The sequence below is a fragment of the Thauera sp. JM12B12 genome (genome assembly GCF_039614725.1).
Lineage (GTDB): Bacteria > Pseudomonadota > Gammaproteobacteria > Burkholderiales > Rhodocyclaceae > Thauera.
Genome location: NZ_CP154859.1, coordinates 1443795 through 1466819 on the forward strand (window position 1 = coordinate 1443795; position 23025 = coordinate 1466819).

The window sequence follows — 23025 nt, forward strand, 5'->3', positions numbered from 1 at the left end:
GCGCAGTGCGGGATGCAAAAGCCCGTTCCCGCGCCGTTAAAAATTTGCACAAATATAGTTTGGTAGAATGGAGGCTCGCTAACCAGACAGGAAGTTCAATGTGCGGAATTGCAGGTGAGTTGAGATTCGACGGCAACACCCCCGACCTCGCGGCGCTGGCGCGGATGAACGCGCAGCAGCAGGCGCGCGGGCCGGACAACGGCGGCGTGTTCGCGCAGGGCGCGCAGGCCTGGGGCCACCGCCGGCTGAAGATCATGGACCTGTCCGAATCGGCGCAGCAGCCCATGGTCGATCCCGAGCTCGGCCTGGGCATCGTGTTCAACGGCGCCGTCTACAACCACCCCGAGCTGCGCCGCGAGCTCGAGGCCAAGGGCTACCGCTTCTACTCCCACGGCGACACCGAGGTGCTGCTCAAGGCCTACCACGCCTGGGGCGAGGACTTCGTCACCCGGCTCAACGGCATGTTCGCATTCGCGATCTGGGAGCGCGACAGTGGCCGCGTGCTGCTCGGCCGCGACCGGCTGGGCATCAAGCCGCTGTATTACGCGCCGATCGAGGGCGGGCTGCGCTTCGCATCCGCCTTGCCGGCGCTGCTGGCGGCGGGTGGGGTCGACACCACGATCGATCCGGCGGCGCTCAATCACTACCTTTCCTTCCACGCCGTGGTGCCGGCGCCGCACACGCTGCTGGCCGGCGTGCGCAAGCTCGCCCCGGGCACGCTGATGCGCATCGAGCCCGATGGCTGGCGCAGCGAGCGCAGCTTCTGGGCGCTGGACTACGCCCGCGACGCCGCCGACGAGTCACGCAGCTTCGAGGATTGGACCGAGATCCTGCTCGACGGCCTGCGCTCCGCGGTCAGGCGCCGCCTGGTGGCGGACGTGCCGGTGGGTGCCTTGCTGTCGGGCGGGGTGGACTCCAGCCTCATCGTCGGCCTGATGGCCGAGGCCGGGGTCAAGGATCTGCGCACCTACAACGTCGGCTTCGCCGATGTCGGCGGCGAGAAGGGCAACGAGTTCGAATACGCCGACATCGTCGCGCGGGAATTCGGCACGGTGCACGAACGCATCTTCGTGCCAGAGCAGGAACTGCTCACCCGCCTGCCCGAGGCGGTGGCGGCGATGAACGAACCCATGGTGAGCCACGACTGCATCGGCTTCTATCTGCTCTCCGAGGCGGTGAGCCGGCACAGCAAGGTGGTGCAGAGCGGGCAGGGCGCGGACGAGGTGTTCGGCGGCTATCACTGGTACCCGAAGCTCGCCGGCAGCGCCGACCCGGTGGCCGATTATCTGGCGGCTTTCCGCGACCGCGACTACGAGGAATACCTGCGCACCGTTAATCCGCGGTGGCACGGCGTGGATGCGAGTGCGGCCTTCGTCGCCGCGAGCTTCAACGCCCCGGGTGCGGACGATCCGGTGGAGAAGGCGCTGCGCCTGGATACCACGGTGATGCTGGTCGACGACCCCGTGAAGCGCGTGGACAACATGACCATGGCCTTCGGGCTGGAGGCGCGCGTGCCCTTCCTCGATCACGAGCTGGTCGAGCTCGCCGCGCGCATCCCGGCGCGCCACAAGCTCGCGCACGGCGGCAAGGGCGTGCTGAAGGAAGCGGCGCGCAAGGTGATCCCCGGCGCGGTGATCGACCGTCCCAAGGGCTACTTTCCGGTGCCCGCGCTCAAGTACCTGCAGGGCCCGGTGCTCGAGCGCGTGCGCGACGCGCTGTCCAGCCGTTCGGCGCGCGAGCGCGGGCTGTTCCGCCAGGACTACGTCGACATGCTGCTCGCCGACCCGTCCGCCCACATCACGCCGCTGCGTGGTTCCAAGCTCTGGCAGCTCGGGCTGCTGGAGTGGTGGCTGCAGACCCATGTGGGCTGAGGACAAGGCACCATGATCCGCAAGCACATCGCGCGCGCCCTGCGCGCCGAGCAGCGCAGCGCGCAGCTGGCCGTGCATCGGCCTGCCGGTCAGCCCGAGCCGGCAGGCGCGCCCACCGACGTCGTCATCGAATGCGGCTGGGGGCGACTGCTGCCGGCGCAGACCTGGCGCGATGCCGCGAGCCTGGCCGAGGCCCTGCTCGCCGAGCGCCCCGGCCAGCGCGACATCGCCTTTTACGTCGAGAAGCCGCACGTGGTCGTGGCGCACGCGCCGCAGCAGCTCTTCCTCGACCCTTCCGAGGCCTTCCGGCTCAACCTCGCCACCTTTCGCGGGCGCTCGCAGCGCGCCGGGCGCAGCGGCTTCACGCTGCGCCGGCTGCGTACGCGCGCGGATGTGGCGGCGATCAACGTGCTCTACCGCGCGCGTCGGATGGTGCCGGTGGATGCGCAGGCGGTCTGGAAGGCCCGCGCCAGCCGGGCGATCACGTACGCGCTTGCCGAGGACCGCGCCAGCGGCGAGGTGATCGGCGTGGCGATGGGTCTTGACCATGTCGAGGCCTTCGCCGATCCGCAGCACGGCGCCAGCCTGTGGGCGCTGGCGGTGGCGCCGCAGGCCGAGCATCCGGGCGTGGGCGAGGCGCTGGTGCGCTATCTGGCCGAGCACTACCAGGCGCGCGGGCGCGAGTGGATGGACGTGTCGGTGCTGCATGACAACGAGCAGGCGATCGCGCTCTACGACAAGCTCGGCTTCCAGCGCATCCCCGCGTTCGCGGTCAAGCGCCGCAACGCGATCAACGAGCCGCTGTTCATCGGCGGCGGCGAGGCGCTGCAGGATCTCAATCCCTATGCCCGCCTGCTCGTCGACGAGGCGATCCGGCGCGGCATCCACGCCGAGGTGATCGACGCCGCGAACGGCTACTTCCGCCTTACCCTGGGCGGGCGCAGCATCGTCTGCCGCGAGTCGCTGTCCGAGCTCACCAGCGCGGTGGCGATGAGCCGCTGTCAGGACAAGCGCGTGACCCTGAAGCTGCTTGCGGGCGAGGGGCTCGCGGTGCCGCGCCAGGCCGATGCCGATGACGAGGCCGGCTGGCAGACGCTGTTCGCCGAGCTCGGCGCGGTGGTGGTCAAGCCGGTCGAGGGCGAGCAGGGCAAGGGCATCAGCGTCGATCTGCGCAGCGCCGAGGACGTGCGCGCGGCGATCGAGCGCGCGCGCCAGTTCTGCGATCGCGTCATCGTCGAGCAGTTCTGCAAGGGCGAGGATCTGCGCATCGTCGTCATCGACTACCAGGTCGTGGCCGCGGCGGTGCGGCGACCGCCGGTGGTGGTGGGCGACGGGCGCAGCACGGTGCGCGAGCTCATCGAGCGCCAGAGCCGCCGGCGCGCGGCCGCCACCGGTGGCGAGTCGCGCATCCCGCTCGACGCCGAGACCGTGCGCTGCGTCGGCGCGCAGGGCCTCACGCTCGACGCCGTGCCGCAGCCCGAGCAGCGCCTGCAGGTGCGCAACACCGCCAACCTGCACACCGGCGGCACCATCCATGACGTCACCGCGGAGCTGCATCCGGTGCTGCGCGAGGCCGCGGAGAAGGCCGCGCGCGCGCTCGACATCCCGGTGACGGGGCTGGATTTCCTCGTTCCCGCGGTCGACGCGCCCGAGTACGTGATCATCGAGGCCAACGAGCGCCCGGGTCTCGCCAACCACGAGCCCCAGCCCACCGCCGAGCGCTTCATCGACCTGCTCTTCCCGCGCTCGCGCGCGGTCGCGGCATGAGCGGGGCAGCATCCACGCCAACAACGACCCACGAACAAGGAGCGCGCGACATGAATGATCCGATCGCGAACCCGATCATGACCCTGCCGCCGATCGACTACGCCTACCTGGAGGAGACGATGCTGCAACTGCTCGCGATCCCCAGCCCGGTCGGCCTCACCGACGCGGCGGTGCGCTACACCGCGGGGCGCTTCGAGGCGCTCGGCATCCCGTACGAGATCACCCGCCGCGGGGCGATCCGCGCCACGCTCAAGGGCCAGGCCGCGCAGCCCGCGCGCGCGGTGGTGGCCCACCTCGACACGCTGGGGGCGATGGTGAAGTCGCTGAAGCCGAACGGGCGCCTGGAGATCGTGCCCATCGGCCACTGGTCGGCGCGTTTCGCCGAGGGCGGGCGGCTCACCATCTTCACCGACCACGGCCAGGTGCGTGGCACCTGCCTGCCGCTCAAGACTTCGGGCCACGCGTTCGGCGGCGAGATCGACACCCAGCCGGTGGGCTGGGAACACGTCGAGGTGCGGGTGGATCTGCCGGCCGAGGACCGCGCCGCGCTCGAGGCGGCGGGGCTCGCGGTCGGCGACTGGATCGCCTTCGATCCCCAGCCCGAGATCCAGCCCGATGGCTACATCAACTCGCGCTACCTCGACGACAAGGCTGCGGTGGCCGCCTTGCTGACCGCCTGCAAGGCAGTCCGCGACCACGGCCTCGCGCTGCCGGTCGATGTGCACCCGCTGCTCACCATCACCGAGGAGATCGGCTCCGGCGCATCGGCCGCACTGCACGGCGAGATCGCCGAAATGCTGAGCCTGGACATCTCGATCGCCGCCCCCGGGCAAAACACCTCGGAGCATGCCGCCACGATCTGCATGCAGGACATGTCCGGCCCCTTCGACTACCACCTCACCCACAAGCTGATCGCGCTCGCCAGGGAGCACGGCATCGCCCATCGGCGCGACATCTTCCGCTACTACCGCTCGGACTCGGCCGCCGCGGTGGAGGCGGGCAACGACATCCGCACCGCCCTGGTCGGCTTCGGTGCCGACGCCTCGCACGCCCAGGAGCGCACTCATCGTGACGCGCTCGAGGCGCTGACCCGGCTCGTCATCGCGTACATGATCAGCGAGCCGGTGGCGCGCCGCGACTGCCGCTCGATGGGCTCGCTGGACGGCTTCACAGAGCAGCTTTGCCCCGGCGACATGACGGTGCCGAACACGCCGCTGCCCGAGCCTGGCTCCTTCCTGTCGAGGCTGCGCTGAAGCGAGGTTTCCGGCCATGCGGATCGTACGATATCGCTCATGTCTTATAGAGGACTTTTGTCCTGCCGTCTTGACTTGTCCGCTTGCTCGGTAGCATCCTCCTTCGGTTGTGCGCCGCTGTGACGGCGCGTGCCTGTCATCACCTAGCCAGAGAGCCCCGAACATGACCCAACGAGTGAAGTGCCAGCGCCTCGAAGTGGCCGCCAACCTGAAGCGTTTCATTGAAGAAGAGGCCCTGCCGGGCAGCGGCGTCGATGCCGCGGCATTCTGGGCGGGCTTCGACGCGCTGGTACATGATCTCGCGCCGAAGAACGCTGCACTGCTCGCCGAGCGCGATCGCCTGCAGGCCGAGCTTGACGCCTGGCATCGCGCCAACCCCGGCCCGGTCAAGGACATGGCTGCCTACAAGGCCTTCCTTGCCTCGGTCGGCTACCTGCTGCCCGTGCCCGCCGGTGCCAAGGCCACCACGGCCAACGTGGACGACGAGCTTGCCGTTCAGGCCGGCCCGCAGCTGGTGGTGCCGGTGATGAACGCGCGCTACGCGCTCAACGCCGCCAACGCGCGCTGGGGCTCGCTGTACGACGCGCTCTACGGCACCGACGCCATCCCGCAGAAGGACGGCGCCGAGCTGACCAAGGGCTACAACCCGGTGCGTGGCGCAAAGGTCATCGCCTTCGCGCGCAACGTGCTCGACCAGGCTGCGCCGCTTGCCGGTGCCTCGCATACGGAGGCCGTGGGCTACGCGGTCGAGGGCGGCAAGCTGATGGTGAAGCTGCAGAGCGGCTCGTCCGTCGGCCTGCAGCAGCCCGAGAAGTTTGTCGGTTTCCAGGGCGATGCCGCCGCGCCGTCGGCCGTGCTGCTGAAGAACAATGGCCTGCACATCGAGATCCAGGTCGACCGCAACGGCGCGATCGGCAAGACCGACGCCGCCGGCGTGAACGACCTGCTGATGGAAGCGGCGCTGTCGACCATCATGGACTGCGAGGACTCGGTGGCCGCGGTGGACGCCGACGACAAGGTCGTGGTCTATCGCAATTGGCTCGGCCTGATGAACGGCACCCTGGAAGACACCTTCGACAAGGGCGGCAAGGCGATGACCCGCCGTCTGAACGCCGACCGCGAGTACACCGGCGCGGACGGCAAGCCGGTGAAGCTCCACGGCCGGGCGCTGCTTTTCGTGCGCAACGTCGGCCACCTGATGACCAACCCCGCCATCCTGTGGGGCGAGGGCAAGGAGATCCCCGAGGGCGTCATGGACGCGGTGGTCACGACCCTGATCGCCAAGCGCGACCTCGAGCGCCGCGGCAACTCGCGCAAGGGCTCCATCTACATCGTCAAGCCCAAGATGCACGGGCCGGCCGAGGTGGCCTTCGCCGACGAGCTCTTCACCCGCGTCGAGCAGCTGCTCGGCCTGCCCGCCAACACCGTCAAGCTCGGCATCATGGACGAGGAGCGACGCACCAGCGTGAACCTGCGCGCCTGCATCGCCGCCGCGCCGGCGCGCGTGGCGTTCATCAATACCGGCTTCCTCGACCGCACCGGCGACGAGATGCACACCGCGATGGAAGCCGGCCCGATGATGCGCAAGGGCGACATCAAGAACAGCAAGTGGATCGCCGCCTACGAGCGCCGCAACGTGCTCATCGGCCTCGCCGCCGGCCTGCGCGGCCGCGCCCAGATCGGCAAGGGCATGTGGGCGATGCCCGACCTGATGGCCGCGATGCTCGAGCAGAAGGTCGCCCACCCCAAGGCCGGCGCCAACACCGCCTGGGTGCCTTCGCCCACTGCCGCCACCCTGCACGCGCTGCACTACCACCAGGTCAGCGTTGCGGCGGTCCAGCAGGAGATCGAGAAGCTCGACCTCGACAAGGAAGCCGAGGCGCTGCTCGACGACCTGCTGACCATTCCGGTCGTGGAGCAGGCCGCGTGGAGCGAGGCCGAACGCCAGCAGGAACTCGACAACAACTGTCAGGGCATCCTCGGCTACGTCGTGCGCTGGGTCGAGCAGGGCGTCGGTTGCTCGAAGGTGCCGGACATCAACGACGTCGGTCTCATGGAAGACCGCGCCACGCTGCGCATCTCCAGCCAGCACATCGCCAACTGGCTGCGCCATGGCGTGGTGTCGGCCGAGCAGGTCGAGGCTACGCTCCAGCGCATGGCCGCGGTTGTCGACGCTCAGAATGCGGGTGATCCGCTGTACCGCCCGATGGCGCCGAACCTCGGCGACTCGGTTGCTTACGAGGCCGCACGCGCGCTGATCTTCGAGGGCTGCGCACAGCCCAGCGGCTACACCGAGCCCTTGCTTCACCGTTACCGCCAGCAGTTCAAGGCCAAGTTCGGCGCCTGAGCCCGCGCGGGCGAGGGCAGCACGGCCCGGGTGACCGTGCTGCCCGCGGGCATGACAGCAAAAAAGGGGCGCCGCTGGCGCCCTTTCTCATCGAGCCTTCGCTCAGATTCTCACCACAGCTGCCACCACGGCCTGTCATCCTCCGGGCCGCCGCGGAAATACACGCTGTCGGGGAAGTTGCGGTGCATCACGCGGTCGGCGTCGTCGCGCAACTGGGTCAGGCCCATCGCGTCGTAGCTCTTGACGAGCAGGAACAGGGCTTCCTCGGTCGCGGGCGCCTGCGGGAAGTTCGTCACCGCGGTCTGCGCGCGATTGACCGCGGCCACGTAGGCACCGCGATTGTAGTAGTAGCGCGCCACATGCACTTCATGGGAGGCGAGCGAGTTGACCAGGTATTGCATGCGCGCGCGCGAGTCGTCCGCATAGCGGCTCTCGGGGAAGCGCTCGACCAGCTCGCGGAAGCTGTCGAAGGCCTCGCGGGCGCCCTTGGGGTCGCGCTCGGACAGGTCCTGGCGCGACAAGCCTGCGAGCAGGCCAAGATCCTCGTTGAAGTTGACCAAGCCCTTGAGGTAGTAGGCGTAATCGACGTTCTGGTGGTTGGGGTGGAGCTTGATGAAGCGGTCGGCCGCCGCGATGGCCAGTGCCTGTTCGCCCTGCTTGTAATACGCATAGGCGACCTCGAGCTGCGCCTGCTGCGCGAAGCGCCCGTAGGGGTAGCGCGCCTCGAGCTTCTCGAAGAGCTGAACGGCGCGGTCGTAGCCACCCTCGGACATGGAGGCCTTTGCTTCCGAATAGAGCTTCTGGGCGTTCCAGCCTGCAGTCTCGTCGACCTGCTCGGGGAGCAGACCGCAGCCGCCGAGCAGCAGGGCGCCAATGAGGGCGGCTTTTGCCGTTACACTTCCGGGGGTGAACCTGGCCATCGAAGACACTCGCGTGAATGAACGCGCCGATTATATCCCAGCCGCCATCCCTGCCGACGATGCCGACTCGTGCGACGAGATGGCGATCCCGGCCGAACTGGGCGGCATGCGCCTCGACCAGGCGCTCGCGAAGCTTTTCCCCGAGCACTCCCGCAGCCGGCTTCAGGCCTGGCTCAAGGACGGCCTGATACGCGTCGATGGCGTCTCGCCCGATGCACGGCGCAAGGTGTGGGGGGGCGAATGCATCGAGATCGACGCTCCGCCGTCGCCCGAGCTCGGCGCCGCGCTGCCCGAGGACATTCCCCTGCGGTGCGTCTACGAGGATGCCGACATTCTCGTCATCGACAAGCCGGTCGGGCTGGTGGTGCACCCCGGCAACGGCAATTGGAGCGGTACCTTGCTCAATGCGCTGCTTCATCGCGATCCGGCTCTGGCCGCGGTGCCGCGCGCGGGTATCGTCCATCGGCTCGACAAGGACACCAGCGGGCTGATGGTGGTCGCGCGCACGCTCGCTGCGCAGACCGAGCTCGTGCGCCAATTGCAGGCGCGCAGCGTCAAGCGGCACTACTGGGCGCTCGCGCAGGGGCGGCTCGCTGCCGGCGGGACGGTCGATGCGCCGATCGGTCGTCATCCTGCCCAGCGCGTGCGCATGGCGGTGGTCGGCAGCGGCCGGCCGGCCGTCACCCACTATCGCGTCGTCGAGTCCTTCGCACGCTGCACCCTGCTCGAATGCCGGCTGGAGACCGGACGCACGCACCAGATCCGGGTGCACATGGCGCACCTTGGCCACCCGCTGGTGGGCGATCCGGTGTATGGCCAGCGGCGCACCGGCGATCCGCGGCTCGACGGTTTCGGGCGCCAGGCGCTGCATGCATTCAGGCTTGGCCTGGTTCATCCGCGCACCGGCGAGGCGATGGAATGGAGCGTGCCGATGGCGCTCGATCTGGCGGCATTGCTCGATGTGCTGCGCGAGGGCGGGGCATGACGACACGATCGAGGCAAGGCGGCCTGCTCGAGATCGCGCCCGGGCTGGTGCGCCCGGAGTGGGATCTGCCGGCCGGGGTGGGCGCGCTATTGACCACGCGTTCCGGGGGTGAGAGTTCCGGCGCCTACGCGCACTTCAATCTGGGCGATCACGTGGGTGACGACCCCGCAGCGGTCGCTGCCAACCGCGCGCGACTGCGCAAGTTCTTGCCTGCGGATCCGCTCTGGCTCGAGCAGGTGCATGGCGCGGACGTGGCGGACGCAGATCGCTGCGCGGGCGTGCCCCGCGTCGACGCGGCAGTCGCGCGCAGTGCGGCGCGTGCATGCGTCGTCCTCACCGCGGACTGCCTCCCGGTGCTGTTCTGCGATGACGACGCGCGCGTCGTCGCCGCGGCCCACGCGGGCTGGCGTGGGCTTGCCGCAGGCGTGCTGGAAAACACCATCAGCGCCATGGACGTCGCGCCCGAGCGCGTGCGGGCGTGGATCGGGCCGGCGATCGGGCCGCGGGCCTTCGAGGTCGGGGACGAGGTGCGCGCCGCGTTCGTCGCGGACGACCCGTTGGCGGAGACGGCCTTCGTGGCGCGCGCGCTGCCTGGCAAATGGCTCGCCGATCTATTCCTGCTCGCGCGCCTGCGCCTGAACCGCGCCGGGGTCATGCGGGTGTCGGGAGGCGGCGTGTGCACCGCGTCGACGGCGGAGCATTTCTACTCCTACCGGCGCGACGGCGTCACCGGCCGCTTTGCCTCGCTGGTCTGGCTGGAGAAGGGGTGAGCCCCCGTTGCGCGGCGTCCGCCTCCCGCATCGCATGGGCTGTGAAGCGGCGCCCGCTATTGATCGGAGCCCGTTTCGGCTCTATCGTTGCGGTCGAGCGCTTCTCTCTCCAGGCGTCGCCGGCGGCGTGCCGGGGTGCCGAATAACCACAGAAACAGGGCAAGAGGGGCGAGCCCCCAGAATACGAAGGTCAGCACCGCGGCGACGATCGAGTCCTCCGCGGCAGCGACCAGGATGACGACGTAGAGCCAGGCGATCGGGATCAGGTACATGTGCGGATTCTAGCGCGCCGTGGCGTATGCTCGTGCAAGTGACAACATCGACGACGCAGCCTACTCGGCTGCGCTAACAGGTAGGCTCGGGAGATTTTTTGATGTCGGATTCAGCTGGCAAGCAGGTACCGCCGGGCATGCAGGCGCTCTATGCCGCGGGCCAGGCGATGGCACAGGGGTTTTTCGATGCGCTGGCCCGCCAGCATGCGGCGATGCAGGATTCTTCCGGGGTGGCCGCCCCCAAGCTGCCGATGCCCGAGGCCGAGCTGATGGCGGCGATGCAGAAGGAGTACGCCGAGAAACAGGCCGCGCTGTGGACCTCGATGCTCGGGCGCAAGCCGGGCGAGGCGGGCCCGGCCGTCGTCCAGCCCGAGCCGGGTGACAAGCGCTTCTCCGCGCCGGAGTGGTCGGAAAGCCCTGTGTTCGATTATGTCCGCCAGGCCTACCTGCTCAACGCCGATCTCTTGCGCAAGATGGCCGACTCGATGCCGATTGCCGATGGTCGGGCGAAGTCGCGCATCCAGTTCCTGACCCGCCAGTACATCGACGCGCTGTCGCCGAGCAACTTCGCCGCCACCAACCCGGAGTTCATCAAGACCGCGCTCGAGACCAAGGGCGAGAGCATCGCTCGCGGTGTTCAGAACCTGCTCGCCGATCTCGAGAAGGGGCGGATCTCGATGACCGACGACGCGGCCTTCGAGATCGGCCGCAATCTCGCGCTGACACCCGGTTCGGTGGTGTTCGAGAACGAGCTGATGCAGCTGATCCAGTATGCGCCGCTGACCGAGAAGGTTGCACAGGTGCCGCTGTTGATCGTGCCGCCGTGCATCAACAAGTTCTACATCATGGATCTACAGCCGGAGAATTCGCTGGTCCGCTTCATCATTGAGCGTGGCTTCACGGTGTTCCTGGTGTCGTGGAAGAACCCGCGCCCGGATTCTGGCGGTCATCTCGGTTGGGACGACTACCTCGAGAAAGGGCCGCTGGCCGCGCTCGAGGTGGTGCGTTCCATCACCCGGGTCAAGAAGCCCAACGTGCTCGGGTTCTGCGTCGGCGGCACCATCCTCACCTCGGCGCTCGCGGTGGCGCGTGCGCGTGGCGAGGAGCCCGTGTCGAGCCTAACCCTGATGACGACGCTGCTCGATTTCTCCGACGCCGGCGAGCTCGGTTGCCTCGTCGACGAGGCGAGCGTGACCGCGCGCGAGGCGGCGATCGGCAAGGGGGGAGTGCTCAAGGGGCAGGAGCTGGCGAACGTGTTCTCCTTCCTGCGCGCCAACGATCTCGTTTGGCAGTACGTGGTCGGCAATTACCTGAAGGGTAACAAGCCCGCCGCGTTCGACCTCCTGTACTGGAACTCGGACTCCACCAATCTGCCCGGTCCGTTCCTGACCTGGTACCTGCGCAACATGTATCTCGAGAACAACCTGCGCGTGCCGGGCAAGCTCAAGATGCTCGGGCAGAAGGTCGATCTGGGCAAGGTCGACGTTCCCGCGTACCTCATGGCCGCGCGCGAGGACCACATCGTGCCGTGGAAGAGTGCCTACCTGGCGCGCAAGCTGCTCGGGGGCGACACCACCTTCGTGCTCGGCGCGAGCGGCCATATCGCGGGAGCGATCAACCCGGCCTCCAAGAACCGCCGCAGCTACTGGGTCGCGGACGCCTGTCCCGCCGACCCCGACGAGTGGCTGGAGGGCGCGGTCGAGAACAAGGGCAGCTGGTGGCTGCACTGGATCGAGTGGCTGCGCGGCCATGGCGGCAAGGACGTCGTTGCGCGCGGCCGCCTCGGCAGCACCAAGTACGAGCCCATCGAGCCGGCACCCGGGCGCTACGTCAAGGAGCGGGCCTGACGGCGGGTCGTTTTTTTTGCGACGGTGGCGGATCGGGCGGTCGCCATCGTCGTGTCCAAGTACCGTCCAGCAGAACCAGCACCCGCATGGGAGAGGAGAGAACAATGGCAAGAGTCGCACTGGTAACGGGTGGCATGGGTGGTCTCGGCGAGGCGATCTGCATCAAGCTCGCTGCACTCGGCTACAAGGTGGTCACGACGCATTCCCCGAGCAACAGCAAGGCTCAGGAATGGCTCCAGACGATGAACAACATGGGCTACGGGTTCAAGGCCTATCCTTGCGACGTGTCGGATTTCGACTCCTGCAAGGCGTGCGTGGAGCAGGTCACGAAGGAGGTCGGTCCGGTCGATGTGCTCGTCAACAACGCCGGCATTACCCGTGACATGACCTTCAAGAAGATGACGAAGGCGGATTGGGATGCGGTCATCAGCACCAACCTCGATTCGACCTTCAACATGACCAAGCAGGTCATGGACGGCATGGTCGAGCGCAAGTGGGGTCGGGTGATCAACGTCTCCTCGGTCAACGGCCAGAAGGGTGCCTTCGGTCAGACCAACTACGCCGCCGCGAAGGCCGGCATGCACGGCTTCACCAAGGCGCTGGCACTGGAAGTCGCCCGCAACGGCGTCACCGTCAACACCATCTCGCCGGGCTACATCGGTACGAAGATGGTGATGGCGATTCCGCAGGAGATCCTCGACTCCAAGATCCTGCCGCAGATCCCGGTGTCGCGCCTGGGCAAGCCGGAAGAGATCGCCGGTCTGGTGGCCTACCTGTCGTCCGACGAGGCGGCGTTCGTGACTGGCGCCAACATCTCGATCAACGGCGGCCAGCACATGTTCTGATCCGCGCCGCCGGATCACGCACAAGGAAGCGCACCCCTCGGGGTGCGTTTTTTTTATCTGCGCCGCAATATTTTCTGGGCTATTGCGTCGCAACAAGATCGTGAAACAGTGGATATAATGCCCGCGTGAGGTGGCTGATGCGCTGCCGCATGAAGTGCCGAAGAGAGCGTGGGCACGGGTGCCTGCCGATGGCTTCGGTTTTCACAATTGCCCCAGAAGGATCTGAAGATGTCCCAGAAAATCGCTCTCGTTACCGGCGCCATGGGTGGTCTCGGCACTGCGATCTGTCAGTCGCTCGCCAAGGAGGGCTTCAAGGTCGTCGCCAACTGTCTGCCGAACTTCGATCAGAAGGACGGCTGGCTCTCCGCCCAGCGCGACCTCGGGTTCGATTTCGTCGCGGCCGAAGGTGACGTGTCCAACTACGAGTCGTGCGCTGCGATGGTCGCCAAGATCGAGGCCGACGTCGGCCCGATCGACGTGCTGGTGAACAATGCCGGCATCACCCGCGACAAGTTCTTCCCGAAGATGGAGAAGGGCCAGTGGGATGCGGTGATCAACACCAACCTCAACAGCCTGTTCAACGTCACTCATCACGTCTCTGCCAAGATGGCCGAGCGCGGCTGGGGTCGCATCATCAACATCTCGTCGGTCAATGGCGTCAAGGGTCAGGCTGGCCAGGCCAACTACTCGGCTGCCAAGGCCGGCGTGCTCGGCTTCACCAAGGCGCTCGCCGCCGAACTGGCCACCAAGGGCGTGACCGTCAATGCCGTGGCGCCGGGCTACATCGGCACCGACATGGTCATGGCCATTCGCGACGACATCCGCCAGGGCATCATCGACACCGTGCCGATGAAGCGGCTGGGTCGTCCGGACGAGATCGGTGACCTCTGCGCCTACCTCGCCTCCGACAAGGCGGCCTACATCACCGGCGCCACCATCAATATCAACGGCGGCCTGCACATGTGCTGATGCGCTAGGTCCCATGCGCGAAATCACGAAACCCCGTCGAAGTACGGGGTTTCGTTTTCGCAGCGCGATATAATTTTTTCGTAAAGAGCGAATACACCGCCGCCGAGGAGACGGAGAAATGCCGGAACAGCTGCGCCTGATCAAGAAATACCCGAATCGCCGTCTGTACGACACGCGGACGAGTTCCTACATCACGCTTGCGGACGTCAAGGAACTCGTGCTCAACCACGAGCAGTTCCAGGTCGTCGACGCCAAGACCAGCGAGGACCTCACGCGTAGCATCCTGCTCCAGATCATCCTGGAAGAGGAGGCTGGCGGCGCGCCGATGTTCACCAGCGATCTGCTCTCGCACATGATCCGTTTCTACGGTAACGCCATGCAGGGCATGATGGGCAAGTACCTGGAAAGCAACATCAAGGCCTTCACCGAGATGCAGGCCAAGCTGCAGGATCAGGCGCGCGCGATCTATGGGGAGAACAGCCCGGTGGGCCAGGACCTGTGGGCGCAGTTCCTGAACTTTCAGGGGCCCGCGCTGCAGAGCATGATGGGCGCCTATGTCGATCAGTCGAAGAAGATGTTCGAGCAGATGCAGAGCCAGCTCGAGAGTCAGACGCGCAACATGTTCACCGGCTTCCAGTTTCCCGCTTACGTCAAGCCCGAGGACGGCCAGCCGTCCGCGCCCGCCGGCAAGGACGAAGGCAAGAAGTAACCGGATGAGCGCGGTGTTCCCGCGCGCGTCCGTCTCGACCCGACAGGTTTCCCACGCATGACTACCTTCAAGACCCCGGACCTGCCGCGCGTCGGCTTCGTTTCCCTTGGATGCCCCAAGGCGACCGTCGATTCCGAGCACATCCTCACCCGCCTGCGCGCCGAGGGCTACACGATCTCGGGCAGTTACGACGACGCCGATCTGGTCGTCGTCAACACCTGCGGCTTCATCGACGCCGCGGTCGAGGAGTCGCTCGACGCGATCGGCGAGGCGCTCGCCGAGAACGGCAAGGTGATCGTCACCGGCTGCCTCGGTGCCAAGGACGACGTGATCCTCGCCGCCCACCCGCAGGTTCTCGCCGTCACCGGTCCGCACGCAACGGAAGAGGTCATGCATGCGGTGCATAAGCACCTGCCCAAGCCTCACGACCCGTTCACCGACCTGGTGCCGCCCCAGGGCATTCGCCTGACGCCGCAGCACTATGCCTATCTGAAGATCTCCGAAGGCTGCAACCATCGCTGCACCTTCTGCATCATTCCATCGATGCGCGGTGATCTCGTCAGTCGTCCGATCCACGAGGTCATGCGCGAGGCGGAGGCGCTCGCCGATGCGGGCGTCAAGGAGATCCTCGTGATCTCGCAGGACACCTCGGCCTATGGCGTGGACGTCAAGTACCGTACCGGCTTCTGGGGCGGGCGCCCGATCAAGACGCGCCTGCTCGATCTGGCCAAGGCGCTCGGCGAGCTCGGCATCTGGATCCGCATGCACTACGTGTATCCGTACCCAAGCGTGGACGAGCTGATTCCGCTGATGGCCGAGGGCAAGATCCTGCCCTACCTGGACGTGCCCTTCCAGCACGCCAGCCCCAGGATCCTCAAGGCCATGAAGCGCCCGGCCAACGCCGAGAACGTGCTCGAGCGCGTGCGCAAGTGGCGCAGCATCTGTCCCGAGCTCACCATCCGGTCGACCTTCATCACCGGCTTCCCGGGCGAGACCGAGGAAGACTTCGAGATGCTGCTCAACTTCCTCGAGGAAGCGCAGCTCGACCGCGTGGGCGCCTTCGCCTATTCGCCGGTCGAGGGCGCGGCAGCCAACGACCTGCCCGGCGCCGTGCCGGACGAGGTGCGCGAGGAGCGCCGCGCGCGCCTGATGGACTTCCAGGAAGACATCTCCACCCAGCGCCTCGAGGCCAAGATCGATCGCGAGATGACCGTCCTCGTCGACGAGGTGGACGACGAGGGGGCCCTGGCGCGCTCGCCGGGCGATGCGCCCGAGATCGACGGCCTGGTCATCATCCCCGACGGCGAGGGCCTGGCCCCCGGCGATTTCGTGCGCGTGCGCATCACCGACTGCGACGTTCACGACCTCTACGCCGAACGGCTGGACTGAGCCGTATGGGCCCGGCGCGCATGTGGAGCTTCTTCGCATGAGCGGCGCGGGCGCTCTTGGCGTGCTCCGCACGGGGCTGCCGGGCGCGGAGGACGGGCCGGTCATCGGCCTGGCGCTCGGCAGTGGCGCGGCGCGTGGCTGGGCGCACCTGGGCGTGCTGCAGGAACTGGCGCGCGAGGGCATCCATCCGCAGATCATCACCGGTTGCTCGATTGGCGCCTTCGTCGGCGCCGCGGCAGCCTCGGGTGACCTCGGACGTCTGGTGCGCTGGGCGGAGGCGCTCAAGTGGCAGGACGTCGTCTCGCTGCTCGACGTGTCCTTGCGCGGCGGACTCATCAAGGGCCAGCGGCTGATCGATTTCTTCGAGCGCAATTTCGTCGATCGCGACTTTTCGGAGCTGGATTACCGCTTCGCCTGCGTCGCCACCGAGCTCTCCTCCGGGCGCGAGATCTGGCTGCACGAGGGCAGCGTTGCCGCAGCGGTCCGTGCGTCGATCGCGCTCCCCGGCCTGATGACGCCGGTGCGTCACCAGGGCCGGCTGCTCATCGACGGCGGACTGGTGAACCCGGTGCCGGTGTCGCTGTGCCGGGCGATGGGAGCGGACGTGGTGATCGCGGTGGATCTGGGCTCGGACATGGTCGGGCGTGCGTTTCGCCGGTCCGCGGTCGAGCCGGCGCCGGAGGAAGAGACCGAGGCCGGCTGGACCGAGCGCCTGCTGGCGCGTTTCGGCGTGACTGCCGACGAGCCGGAGCCTTCCGAGATGGCCAAGCGGGGGCGCCCGAACGATCCGGGTTGGAGTCAGCGCCTGTTCGCGAGCATGGGGCTGACCAATGACGCGCCTGCCGGCGCGGGGGCCGCGCCAGCGCCTGAGAGCCTGCCCTCGCTCGTCTCGGTGATCAGCGCCAGCATCAACATCATGCAGGTGCGCATCGCGCGCAGCCGCCTGGCTGGCGAGCCGGCCGACGTGTTGATCTCGCCGCGCGTGAGCCAACTCGGGCTGATGGACTACCATCGTGCCGACGAGGCAATCGCCGAGGGCGTGGCGGCGGTGGGGCGCGCCCGCCCGCTCTTGCGCGAGTTGCTCGGGATGGGCGATCAGGCCCACGGTGGGGTTCAGCAGGCTGCGCAAGACGAGCGCCCCCAGACGGCCGGGAAGGAAGGAAAAAGCGGTGCCTGATCTGATCGACACCCTGCGCGGCATCGTGGGTGCCGCGCATGTCGCCGACACCGAGGCCGACATGGCGGCCTGCCTCAGCGACTGGCGCGGACGCTACCGCGGCAACGCGCTCGCCGTGGTGAGGCCAGGCGCCACGTCCGAGGTCGCCGCGGTCGTCGCTGCGTGCGCGGCAGCGCGCGTGCCGATGGTGCCCCAGGGCGGCAACACCGGGTTATGCGGCGGCGCCACACCGCTCGTCGACGGTCGCGCCGTCGTCGTCAGCCTGGCGCGCATGAAGCGCATCCGCGCCATCGACACCGACAACGACACGCTCACCGTGGAGGCGGGCTGCACGCTCGCCGAGGTCCAGGCTGTGGCCGACGCGGCTGGTCGGCTCTTTCCGCTCGCCCTTGCATCCGAAGGCAGCTGCATGATCGGCGGCAACCTCTCCACCAACGCCGGTGGCGTGCAGGTGCTGCGCTACGGCAACGCGCGCGATCTCGTCCTCGGCCTCGAGGTCGTGCTCGCCGACGGTCGCGTCTGGAGCGGGCTGCGCGGGCTGCGCAAGGACAACACCGGGTACGATCTCAAGCACCTTTTCATCGGTGCGGAAGGCACGCTGGGCATCATCACGGCGGCGGTGCTCAAGTTGTTTCCCGCCATCCGTTCGCATGCCACGGCCTGGGTGGCCGTGCCCGATCCGCAGGCTGCCGTGCGCTTGCTCGGGTGCTTGCGCGCCGAGTGCGGAGAGCGCGTGAGTGCCTTCGAGATCGTCGGCCGGCCGGCGCTGGAGTTGGTGCTGCGCCACATACCGGGTGCCCGTGATCCGCTGGAGGATGCGCCGCCGTGGGCGGTGCTGATCGAGCTCAGCGATGCCGCGAGCGATGCAGCGCTCTCCGGGCAGCTCGAGCAGGCGGTGGCGATCGCCTGTGAGCAGGGGTTGGCGACCGATGCGGTGATCGCGGCCAGCCTGTCGCAGGCGCAGGCGCTGTGGGGCTTGCGCGAGCACCTCTCCGAGGCTCAGCGCATCGAAGGGGTCAGCATCAAGCATGATGTCTCCGTTCCCGTCAGCCGCATCCCCGAGTTTCTCGAGCGCGCTGGCGCAGCCCTCTGCGAGCGCTGGCCCGATGTGCGCATCGTCGCCTTCGGCCATATCGGCGACGGCAACCTGCACTACAACCTGTCCAGGCCGCTCGCCGCCGACAATGCGCAGTTCATTGCCGAAACGGCGCGCGTCAACCGCATCGTGCACGATCTGGTGCATTCCCTGGGCGGCTCGATCTCGGCCGAGCACGGCATCGGCCAGCTCAAGCGCGCGGAGTTGCTGCGCTACAAGTCGTCTGTCGAGCTCGAGATGATGCGTAGCGTCAGGCACGCTCTCGACCCTCTCGGTCTCATGAATCCGGGAAAGGTGCTGCCCTGAGAGGCGGTGAGGCGTGCGGCCGGTTTGCCGCGGGGCGCGGGCACGAAAAATGTGTGAAAAGGCGTTTACAGACTGAATACACGAACCTATAATGCGCGCTCTTCGGTGCCGGGGGTATAGCTCAGCTGGGAGAGCGCTTGCATGGCATGCAAGAGGTCAGCGGTTCGATCCCGCTTACCTCCACCAATCTGAAGAATGCAGTCCCCATCGTCTAGAGGCCTAGGACACCGCCCTTTCACGGCGATAACCGGGGTTCGAATCCCCGTGGGGACGCCATACAAGGCTGCGCAGCCTGTGAGCTGCGGGGCAAATCCGGCGGAAGCCGGAGCAGGTCAGTGCGGAGTGGTAGTTCAGTCGGTTAGAATACCGGCCTGTCACGCCGGGGGTCGCGGGTTCGAGTCCCGTCCACTCCGCCAGTTTTTATGCAGGATCCAGGTCCTGCAATGCTTCGGAAGTGACGATCCGAGGTAGTTGCGGTGGGCTTTGCCAGAAGCTATAATCGCCGACTCGTTGTGGGGGTATAGCTCAGCTGGGAGAGCGCTTGCATGGCATGCAAGAGGTCAGCGGTTCGATCCCGCTTACCTCCACCAAAAGGTTTATGCAGTAGATAGGCTTGAAGTCCCCATCGTCTAGAGGCCTAGGACACCGCCCTTTCACGGCGATAACCGGGGTTCGAATCCCCGTGGGGTCGCCACACAAGGCGGCTCGATTCGATCGAGTCGCAACCGGCGAAAGCCGGAGCAGGTCAGCGCGGAGTGGTAGTTCAGTCGGTTAGAATACCGGCCTGTCACGCCGGGGGTCGCGGGTTCGAGTCCCGTCCACTCCGCCACCAACGAAAAGCCCCGAGTCAGGTCTCTGACTCGGGGCTTTTTCTTGTGTCTTCTCGCCGCGTGCCCTCGGGAGGCTGTGGGCGCGCCTCGGGCGCGCGAACGATGACATATCGCACAGGCGTCCGATCGCCAGTCTCGTACACTGCTTCCCTGACGGCCACGCAGGAAAACTTGCTCCGGAGGGGCCGGTGCGAGTGCCGAGCGCGGGAGTCTCGAACCTGCTGCAATGCGTCGACGAGGAGTTCCAATGCGTTTTTCCTTGGGTAGTGCTCGGCTAAGCCCGTTCCTCGTGGCGGCGGCCTGGAGCGCGGTGCTCGTCTTTTCCGGTCTGCCCACGGCTGCCGGGGCGGCGGCGGTAGCCGACACGCATGAGTTGAGCCTCGCCGCCTGCCTCGAAATGGCCTTGGCCAACAACCGGCGGCGACCCGCTTCGCGCTATGCGGTCGAGATGGCCGAGGCGCAGCACCGCCAGGCGCTCGCCGCGTACTGGCCGCAGATCTCCGCGCAGGCCGGCTATCAGCGTGCTGACTCCGATCCCAACTACGTCTTTCCGTCCTACACGTTCAGCCTGCCGATGGGGGGCACGATTCCGATCGAGATTCCGGGTATCGGATCCGTCCCGGTCGGTTCGATTGCCGTTCCCGAGCAGGACATCAAGCTGATGGACCGGGACTCGTATCGCGCCGAGTTGCGCGCAGACCTGCTGGTGTACGACGGCGGCATGCGCGCGGGCGTGCGCGAGCAGACGGGCGGCAACCTCGAGATGATGCGCCAGGAGGCGAGGCGGACCGATCTCGAGGTGATGGACAGCGTACGGCGCTTCTACCACGGCGCGGTGTTGGCCAGGCAGCTCCATCAGCTTGGCAAGGATTCGCTGGCGCGCATGGAGGCCACGCTGCGCCTCACCGAAACCATGTACAAGGAAGGCGCGGGCGCGGTGAAGAAGACGGATTGGCTCGACAACAAGGTGATGGTCGAGTCGCTGCGCGGGATCGTGGCATTGCTCGAGAAGAACGAGCTGATCGCGCGCGCAGCGCTGGCCAACGCGGTCGGCTTGCCTTGGCAGGCCAGCGTGAAGCCGGCTGACGCCAGCCTCTCGTTCGCCCCGTTCCCGGTCCAGCTCGATGCGCTTGTTGGCTCCGCCTATGCCTTCAGCCCCGACTGGAGCAAGGTCGAGGCCGCACTGCGTGCCGCAGAGGGTTCGGTGCGCAGCGCGGAGAGCGGTCACCTCCCGAAGGTCGTGGTGACGGGCGAGCTGCACCGCTGGTGGAACGACTACGATGCGGGCATGGCCACCCGCGAGAACAAGAAGGGGTGGACGGTGGGCGTGGGCGTCCAGGTGCCGATCTTCGATGGTTTCCTGACCAGCAACCGGGTGGCGGAGAGCCGGGCGAGGTTGGCGCGCATCAACGAGGAGCGGCTCTTGCTGCAGGAGGGCATCGGCCTGCAGATACGCGACATCGTTCTCGGCCTGGAGGCGGCGGAGAAGGCCCATGACGCTTCGCTCCGTGCAATGAATGCGGCCGTGGAGAACCGTGACCTCAACACGCGCGCCTACCAGCACGGCCTGGTCGAGACCGAGAAGGTGATTCGCGCCCAGCTGATGGAGGCGTTCATGTCGGCGCAGCACTACCGCGCGCTGTACGAGCACCTGGCCTTGCAGTCGCGTCTGGATCTGGTGGTGGGGGGCGAGGTGCTGAAGGTGCTCGCAGGACGATAAGGGACGAATGCAAATGCGGGCTCTCTGCAAGGCTGTGTCGGCACGCCTGGCGTTGGCGGTCGGTCCCGCGCCGAGCCCGGCTGCGGTGATCGTCTCGCGCTTGATCCGCCAGATCGTCGCGCTGGCGCTCGCGGCGCTCGGCCTGCAGGCGACGACGGCGCTGGGGGCCGCGGGCGAATTGCAGGCGTTCCGGGTGGGCTTCACGAGCAGCATGTTCGTCGATGTGCACCGGAATGACGCCCGCGCTGCGATCAAGGTCTGGTCGATGCTGCTTGCCGACGAGCGCGGCATTCCCATGGAGGGTGATCCGCTCATCGTCGACGGCCCGGTCGGGGGGCGCATGTTGCGGGAAGGCACGATCGACGCGATGGGCATGCTCGTCACCGAGTATCGGCCGCTCGTCGATGCGCAGCGCTTCGAGCCCATCTTCGCGACCCGTCACCAGGGCGCGCTGACCGAGCGCTACATACTGCTGGTGCATCGCGAAGGGGCGGTGCGGCGGGTCGCCGACCTGCGCGGGCGCAACCTTCTCGTGTACGCCAACCCGCGGACCAGCCTGGCTTCGCCGTGGCTCGATCTGGTGCTCGACGAAGCGGGGCTGCCCACGGCCGAGCGCCTGGTACGAACCGTCGCCAGCGACCATCGGCTCGGGCAGGTGATCCTGCCGGTGTTCTTCCGCCAGGCCGACGCGGCCCTGGTGACGCGAAGCGGGTTCGAGACCATGGCCGAGTTGAACCCGCAGTTGCGTCAGAAGCTGGTGGTGCTGGCCGAGTCCGTCGATCTGGTGCCGACGGTGTTCGTGCTCCGCGCCGATTACGCGCCCGTGTTCCGCGGGGCGCTGCTCGATGCGCTGGAGGCACTCGATGGGACGTCCGCCGGACGCCAGGTGCTCACCATCTTCAGGAGTGACACCCTGGAACAGATTGCCCCATCCGCGCTCGATACCGCTTTCCAGGTCATCGACCGCCACCGGAGGCTCGATCGATGAGGCGCTTGCTCCTGGCCCTGTGTGCGGTCCTCATGGTTTCGGGCAGTGCCCACTCGGCCGACTCCGGTACCGAGGAGAAGTTTCGAGTCGGCATCTCGCCGCAGTCGCTGCTGAGCGTGAACCGGAACGACTTCCATGCGGCGGTGAAGGCATGGTCCGCGTCGGTGATCGGGGAGCGCCAGCTCGACATCGAGGAGGATGTGCAGCTGTTCGATTCGGCGGCCAGCTTCGTCCATGCCGTCCGCGACAAGCGGGTCGATGCGCTGCAACTGACGACGGCCGAGTTTCTCACGCTGGGGATCGAACCTGAGCGCGTCTATCTGCTGGCGAAGTCGGGTGGGGCGCATGTCCGCTACGTGCTGATCGCCCGTGCCGATGCGGCATTCAAGGGCATCGACGCGCTTGCCGGGGAGGAGCTCATCGTTCATGACGGGAGACGCATGGAGCTTGCGCGTGCCTGGCTGGCAAGCCTCTACGCAGGCCCCGGAGCGGCGGGGGCGCCGTCGGGGCTGCGGCGGGAAGAGAGCGCATCGAAGGCGATCCTGCAGGTGTTCTTTGGCCAGGCCAAGGCGTCCATCGTCACGCGGGACGCCCTCGAGCTTGCGGGTGAGTTGAATCCGCAGGTTCGACGCGACCTCGTCGTGCTGGCGGAGTCCATGCCGCTGATCACGAACCTGTTCGTCCTCCATCCGGCGTGGCAGAGCGCGCTGCGTCCCGCGGTCGAAGAGGCTGTAGCCGACCTGCACCGGACCGAGGCCGGCAAGCAGGTCCTGCTCGTGTTCCAAGGCGAGCGGATGGAGCCGCATCCGGTTGCCGTGCTCGATCAGACTCTGGCCTTCCTGCGTGCGCAGCCCGGGGCGCGTGGCGAAGCGCGGACGGGTCGGGAACGATGATGGCGTGGGCAGTCTTGGCCGAAGGTGATCGCGTGGCGGGCTGCGGCGCGTCCGTGCGGCCCGGGCCGCGG

18 protein-coding genes and 6 tRNA genes are annotated in these 23025 nt (G+C 67.4%); 22 read left to right on the plus strand and 2 right to left on the minus strand.

What is annotated here, in order from left to right; all coding sequences use genetic code 11:
• The first annotated feature begins 98 nt into the window (after positions 1-98).
• From AAG895_RS06395 to AAG895_RS06410, 4 genes are all read left to right on the plus strand, one after another.
• Complete coding sequence (locus tag AAG895_RS06395) at positions 99-1871, plus strand: N-acetylglutaminylglutamine amidotransferase (protein WP_345794682.1); 1773 nt, start codon at positions 99-101, stop codon at positions 1869-1871.
• Between the two features lie 12 nt (positions 1872-1883).
• Entirely contained in the window at positions 1884-3638 is a 1755-nt protein-coding gene (gene ngg, locus AAG895_RS06400) for an N-acetylglutaminylglutamine synthetase (RefSeq protein WP_345794683.1), read from the plus strand.
• Between the two features lie 50 nt (positions 3639-3688).
• Positions 3689-4891, plus strand: coding sequence for an osmoprotectant NAGGN system M42 family peptidase (locus AAG895_RS06405; protein WP_345794684.1), 1203 nt, complete (start codon positions 3689-3691; stop codon positions 4889-4891).
• Between the two features lie 163 nt (positions 4892-5054).
• A complete protein-coding gene (locus AAG895_RS06410) occupies positions 5055-7238 on the plus strand; it encodes a malate synthase G (RefSeq protein WP_345794685.1) in 2184 nt (727 codons plus the stop codon).
• 110 nt (positions 7239-7348) lie between these two features.
• Here AAG895_RS06410 and AAG895_RS06415 read toward each other — a convergent pair whose 3' ends face one another.
• The gene (locus AAG895_RS06415; protein ID WP_345794686.1) at positions 7349-8158 is read right to left on the minus strand and encodes an outer membrane protein assembly factor BamD; all 810 of its coding nucleotides are present in this window, start codon (positions 8156-8158) and stop codon (positions 7349-7351) included.
• Here AAG895_RS06415 and rluD point away from each other — a divergent pair.
• Both rluD and pgeF read left to right on the plus strand, forming a co-directional pair.
• Positions 8145-9143 carry a 23S rRNA pseudouridine(1911/1915/1917) synthase RluD gene (gene rluD / locus AAG895_RS06420; RefSeq protein ID WP_345794687.1) on the plus strand — a complete coding sequence of 333 codons (999 nt, stop codon included), beginning with the start codon at positions 8145-8147 and terminating at the stop codon, positions 9141-9143. The genes AAG895_RS06415 and rluD overlap by 14 nt on opposite strands.
• Entirely contained in the window at positions 9140-9913 is a 774-nt protein-coding gene (gene pgeF / locus AAG895_RS06425) for a peptidoglycan editing factor PgeF (protein ID WP_345794688.1), read from the plus strand. Before rluD ends, pgeF begins: the two co-directional genes overlap by 4 nt.
• 56 nt (positions 9914-9969) lie before the next feature.
• On the opposite strand, the gene AAG895_RS06430 is transcribed toward pgeF, so the two are convergent.
• Complete coding sequence (locus AAG895_RS06430) at positions 9970-10185, minus strand: hypothetical protein (RefSeq protein ID WP_345794689.1); 216 nt, start codon at positions 10183-10185, stop codon at positions 9970-9972.
• A gap of 101 nt (positions 10186-10286) precedes the next feature.
• On the opposite strand from AAG895_RS06430, the gene phaC reads away from it, so the two are divergent.
• From phaC to AAG895_RS06510, 16 genes are all read left to right on the plus strand, one after another.
• Entirely contained in the window at positions 10287-12032 is a 1746-nt protein-coding gene (phaC, locus tag AAG895_RS06435; RefSeq protein WP_345794690.1) for a class I poly(R)-hydroxyalkanoic acid synthase, read from the plus strand.
• Between the two features lie 104 nt (positions 12033-12136).
• Entirely contained in the window at positions 12137-12877 is a 741-nt protein-coding gene (locus AAG895_RS06440) for a beta-ketoacyl-ACP reductase (RefSeq protein ID WP_345794691.1), read from the plus strand.
• A 228-nt stretch (positions 12878-13105) separates the two neighbouring features.
• Complete coding sequence (locus AAG895_RS06445; protein ID WP_345794692.1) at positions 13106-13846, plus strand: beta-ketoacyl-ACP reductase; 741 nt, start codon at positions 13106-13108, stop codon at positions 13844-13846.
• A 118-nt stretch (positions 13847-13964) separates the two neighbouring features.
• Positions 13965-14555, plus strand: a complete 591-nt coding sequence (gene phaR, locus AAG895_RS06450) for a polyhydroxyalkanoate synthesis repressor PhaR (RefSeq protein WP_345794693.1) — start codon at positions 13965-13967, stop codon at positions 14553-14555.
• Positions 14556-14612: 57 nt separating this feature from the next.
• Complete coding sequence (gene rimO, locus AAG895_RS06455) at positions 14613-15944, plus strand: 30S ribosomal protein S12 methylthiotransferase RimO (RefSeq protein ID WP_345794694.1); 1332 nt, start codon at positions 14613-14615, stop codon at positions 15942-15944.
• Positions 15945-15981: 37 nt separating this feature from the next.
• Positions 15982-17121: a patatin-like phospholipase family protein gene (locus AAG895_RS06460; protein ID WP_345794695.1), complete on the plus strand. Its 1140-nt coding sequence runs from the start codon at positions 15982-15984 to the stop codon at positions 17119-17121.
• Positions 17114-18523 (plus strand): FAD-binding oxidoreductase, encoded by a 1410-nt coding sequence (locus AAG895_RS06465; protein WP_345794696.1) that lies wholly within the window; start codon positions 17114-17116, stop codon positions 18521-18523. The genes AAG895_RS06460 and AAG895_RS06465 overlap by 8 nt, the downstream gene beginning before the upstream one ends.
• Before the next feature lie 110 nt (positions 18524-18633).
• Positions 18634-18709, plus strand: a tRNA-Ala gene (locus AAG895_RS06470).
• A gap of 14 nt (positions 18710-18723) precedes the next feature.
• Positions 18724-18799 (plus strand) — tRNA-Glu (locus AAG895_RS06475).
• A 63-nt stretch (positions 18800-18862) separates the two neighbouring features.
• A tRNA-Asp gene (locus tag AAG895_RS06480) sits at positions 18863-18939 on the plus strand.
• A gap of 98 nt (positions 18940-19037) precedes the next feature.
• A tRNA-Ala gene (locus tag AAG895_RS06485) sits at positions 19038-19113 on the plus strand.
• Positions 19114-19141: 28 nt separating this feature from the next.
• Positions 19142-19217 (plus strand) — tRNA-Glu (locus AAG895_RS06490).
• Between the two features lie 58 nt (positions 19218-19275).
• A tRNA-Asp gene (locus tag AAG895_RS06495) sits at positions 19276-19352 on the plus strand.
• A gap of 248 nt (positions 19353-19600) precedes the next feature.
• On the plus strand, positions 19601-21073 hold the full coding sequence (locus AAG895_RS06500) for a TolC family protein (RefSeq protein WP_345794697.1): 1473 nt from the start codon (positions 19601-19603) through the stop codon (positions 21071-21073).
• Between the two features lie 85 nt (positions 21074-21158).
• Positions 21159-22061 (plus strand): PhnD/SsuA/transferrin family substrate-binding protein, encoded by a 903-nt coding sequence (locus tag AAG895_RS06505; RefSeq protein ID WP_345794698.1) that lies wholly within the window; start codon positions 21159-21161, stop codon positions 22059-22061.
• Positions 22058-22954: a PhnD/SsuA/transferrin family substrate-binding protein gene (locus AAG895_RS06510; RefSeq protein ID WP_345794699.1), complete on the plus strand. Its 897-nt coding sequence runs from the start codon at positions 22058-22060 to the stop codon at positions 22952-22954. Before AAG895_RS06505 ends, AAG895_RS06510 begins: the two co-directional genes overlap by 4 nt.
• Positions 22955-23025 lie beyond the last annotated feature (71 nt).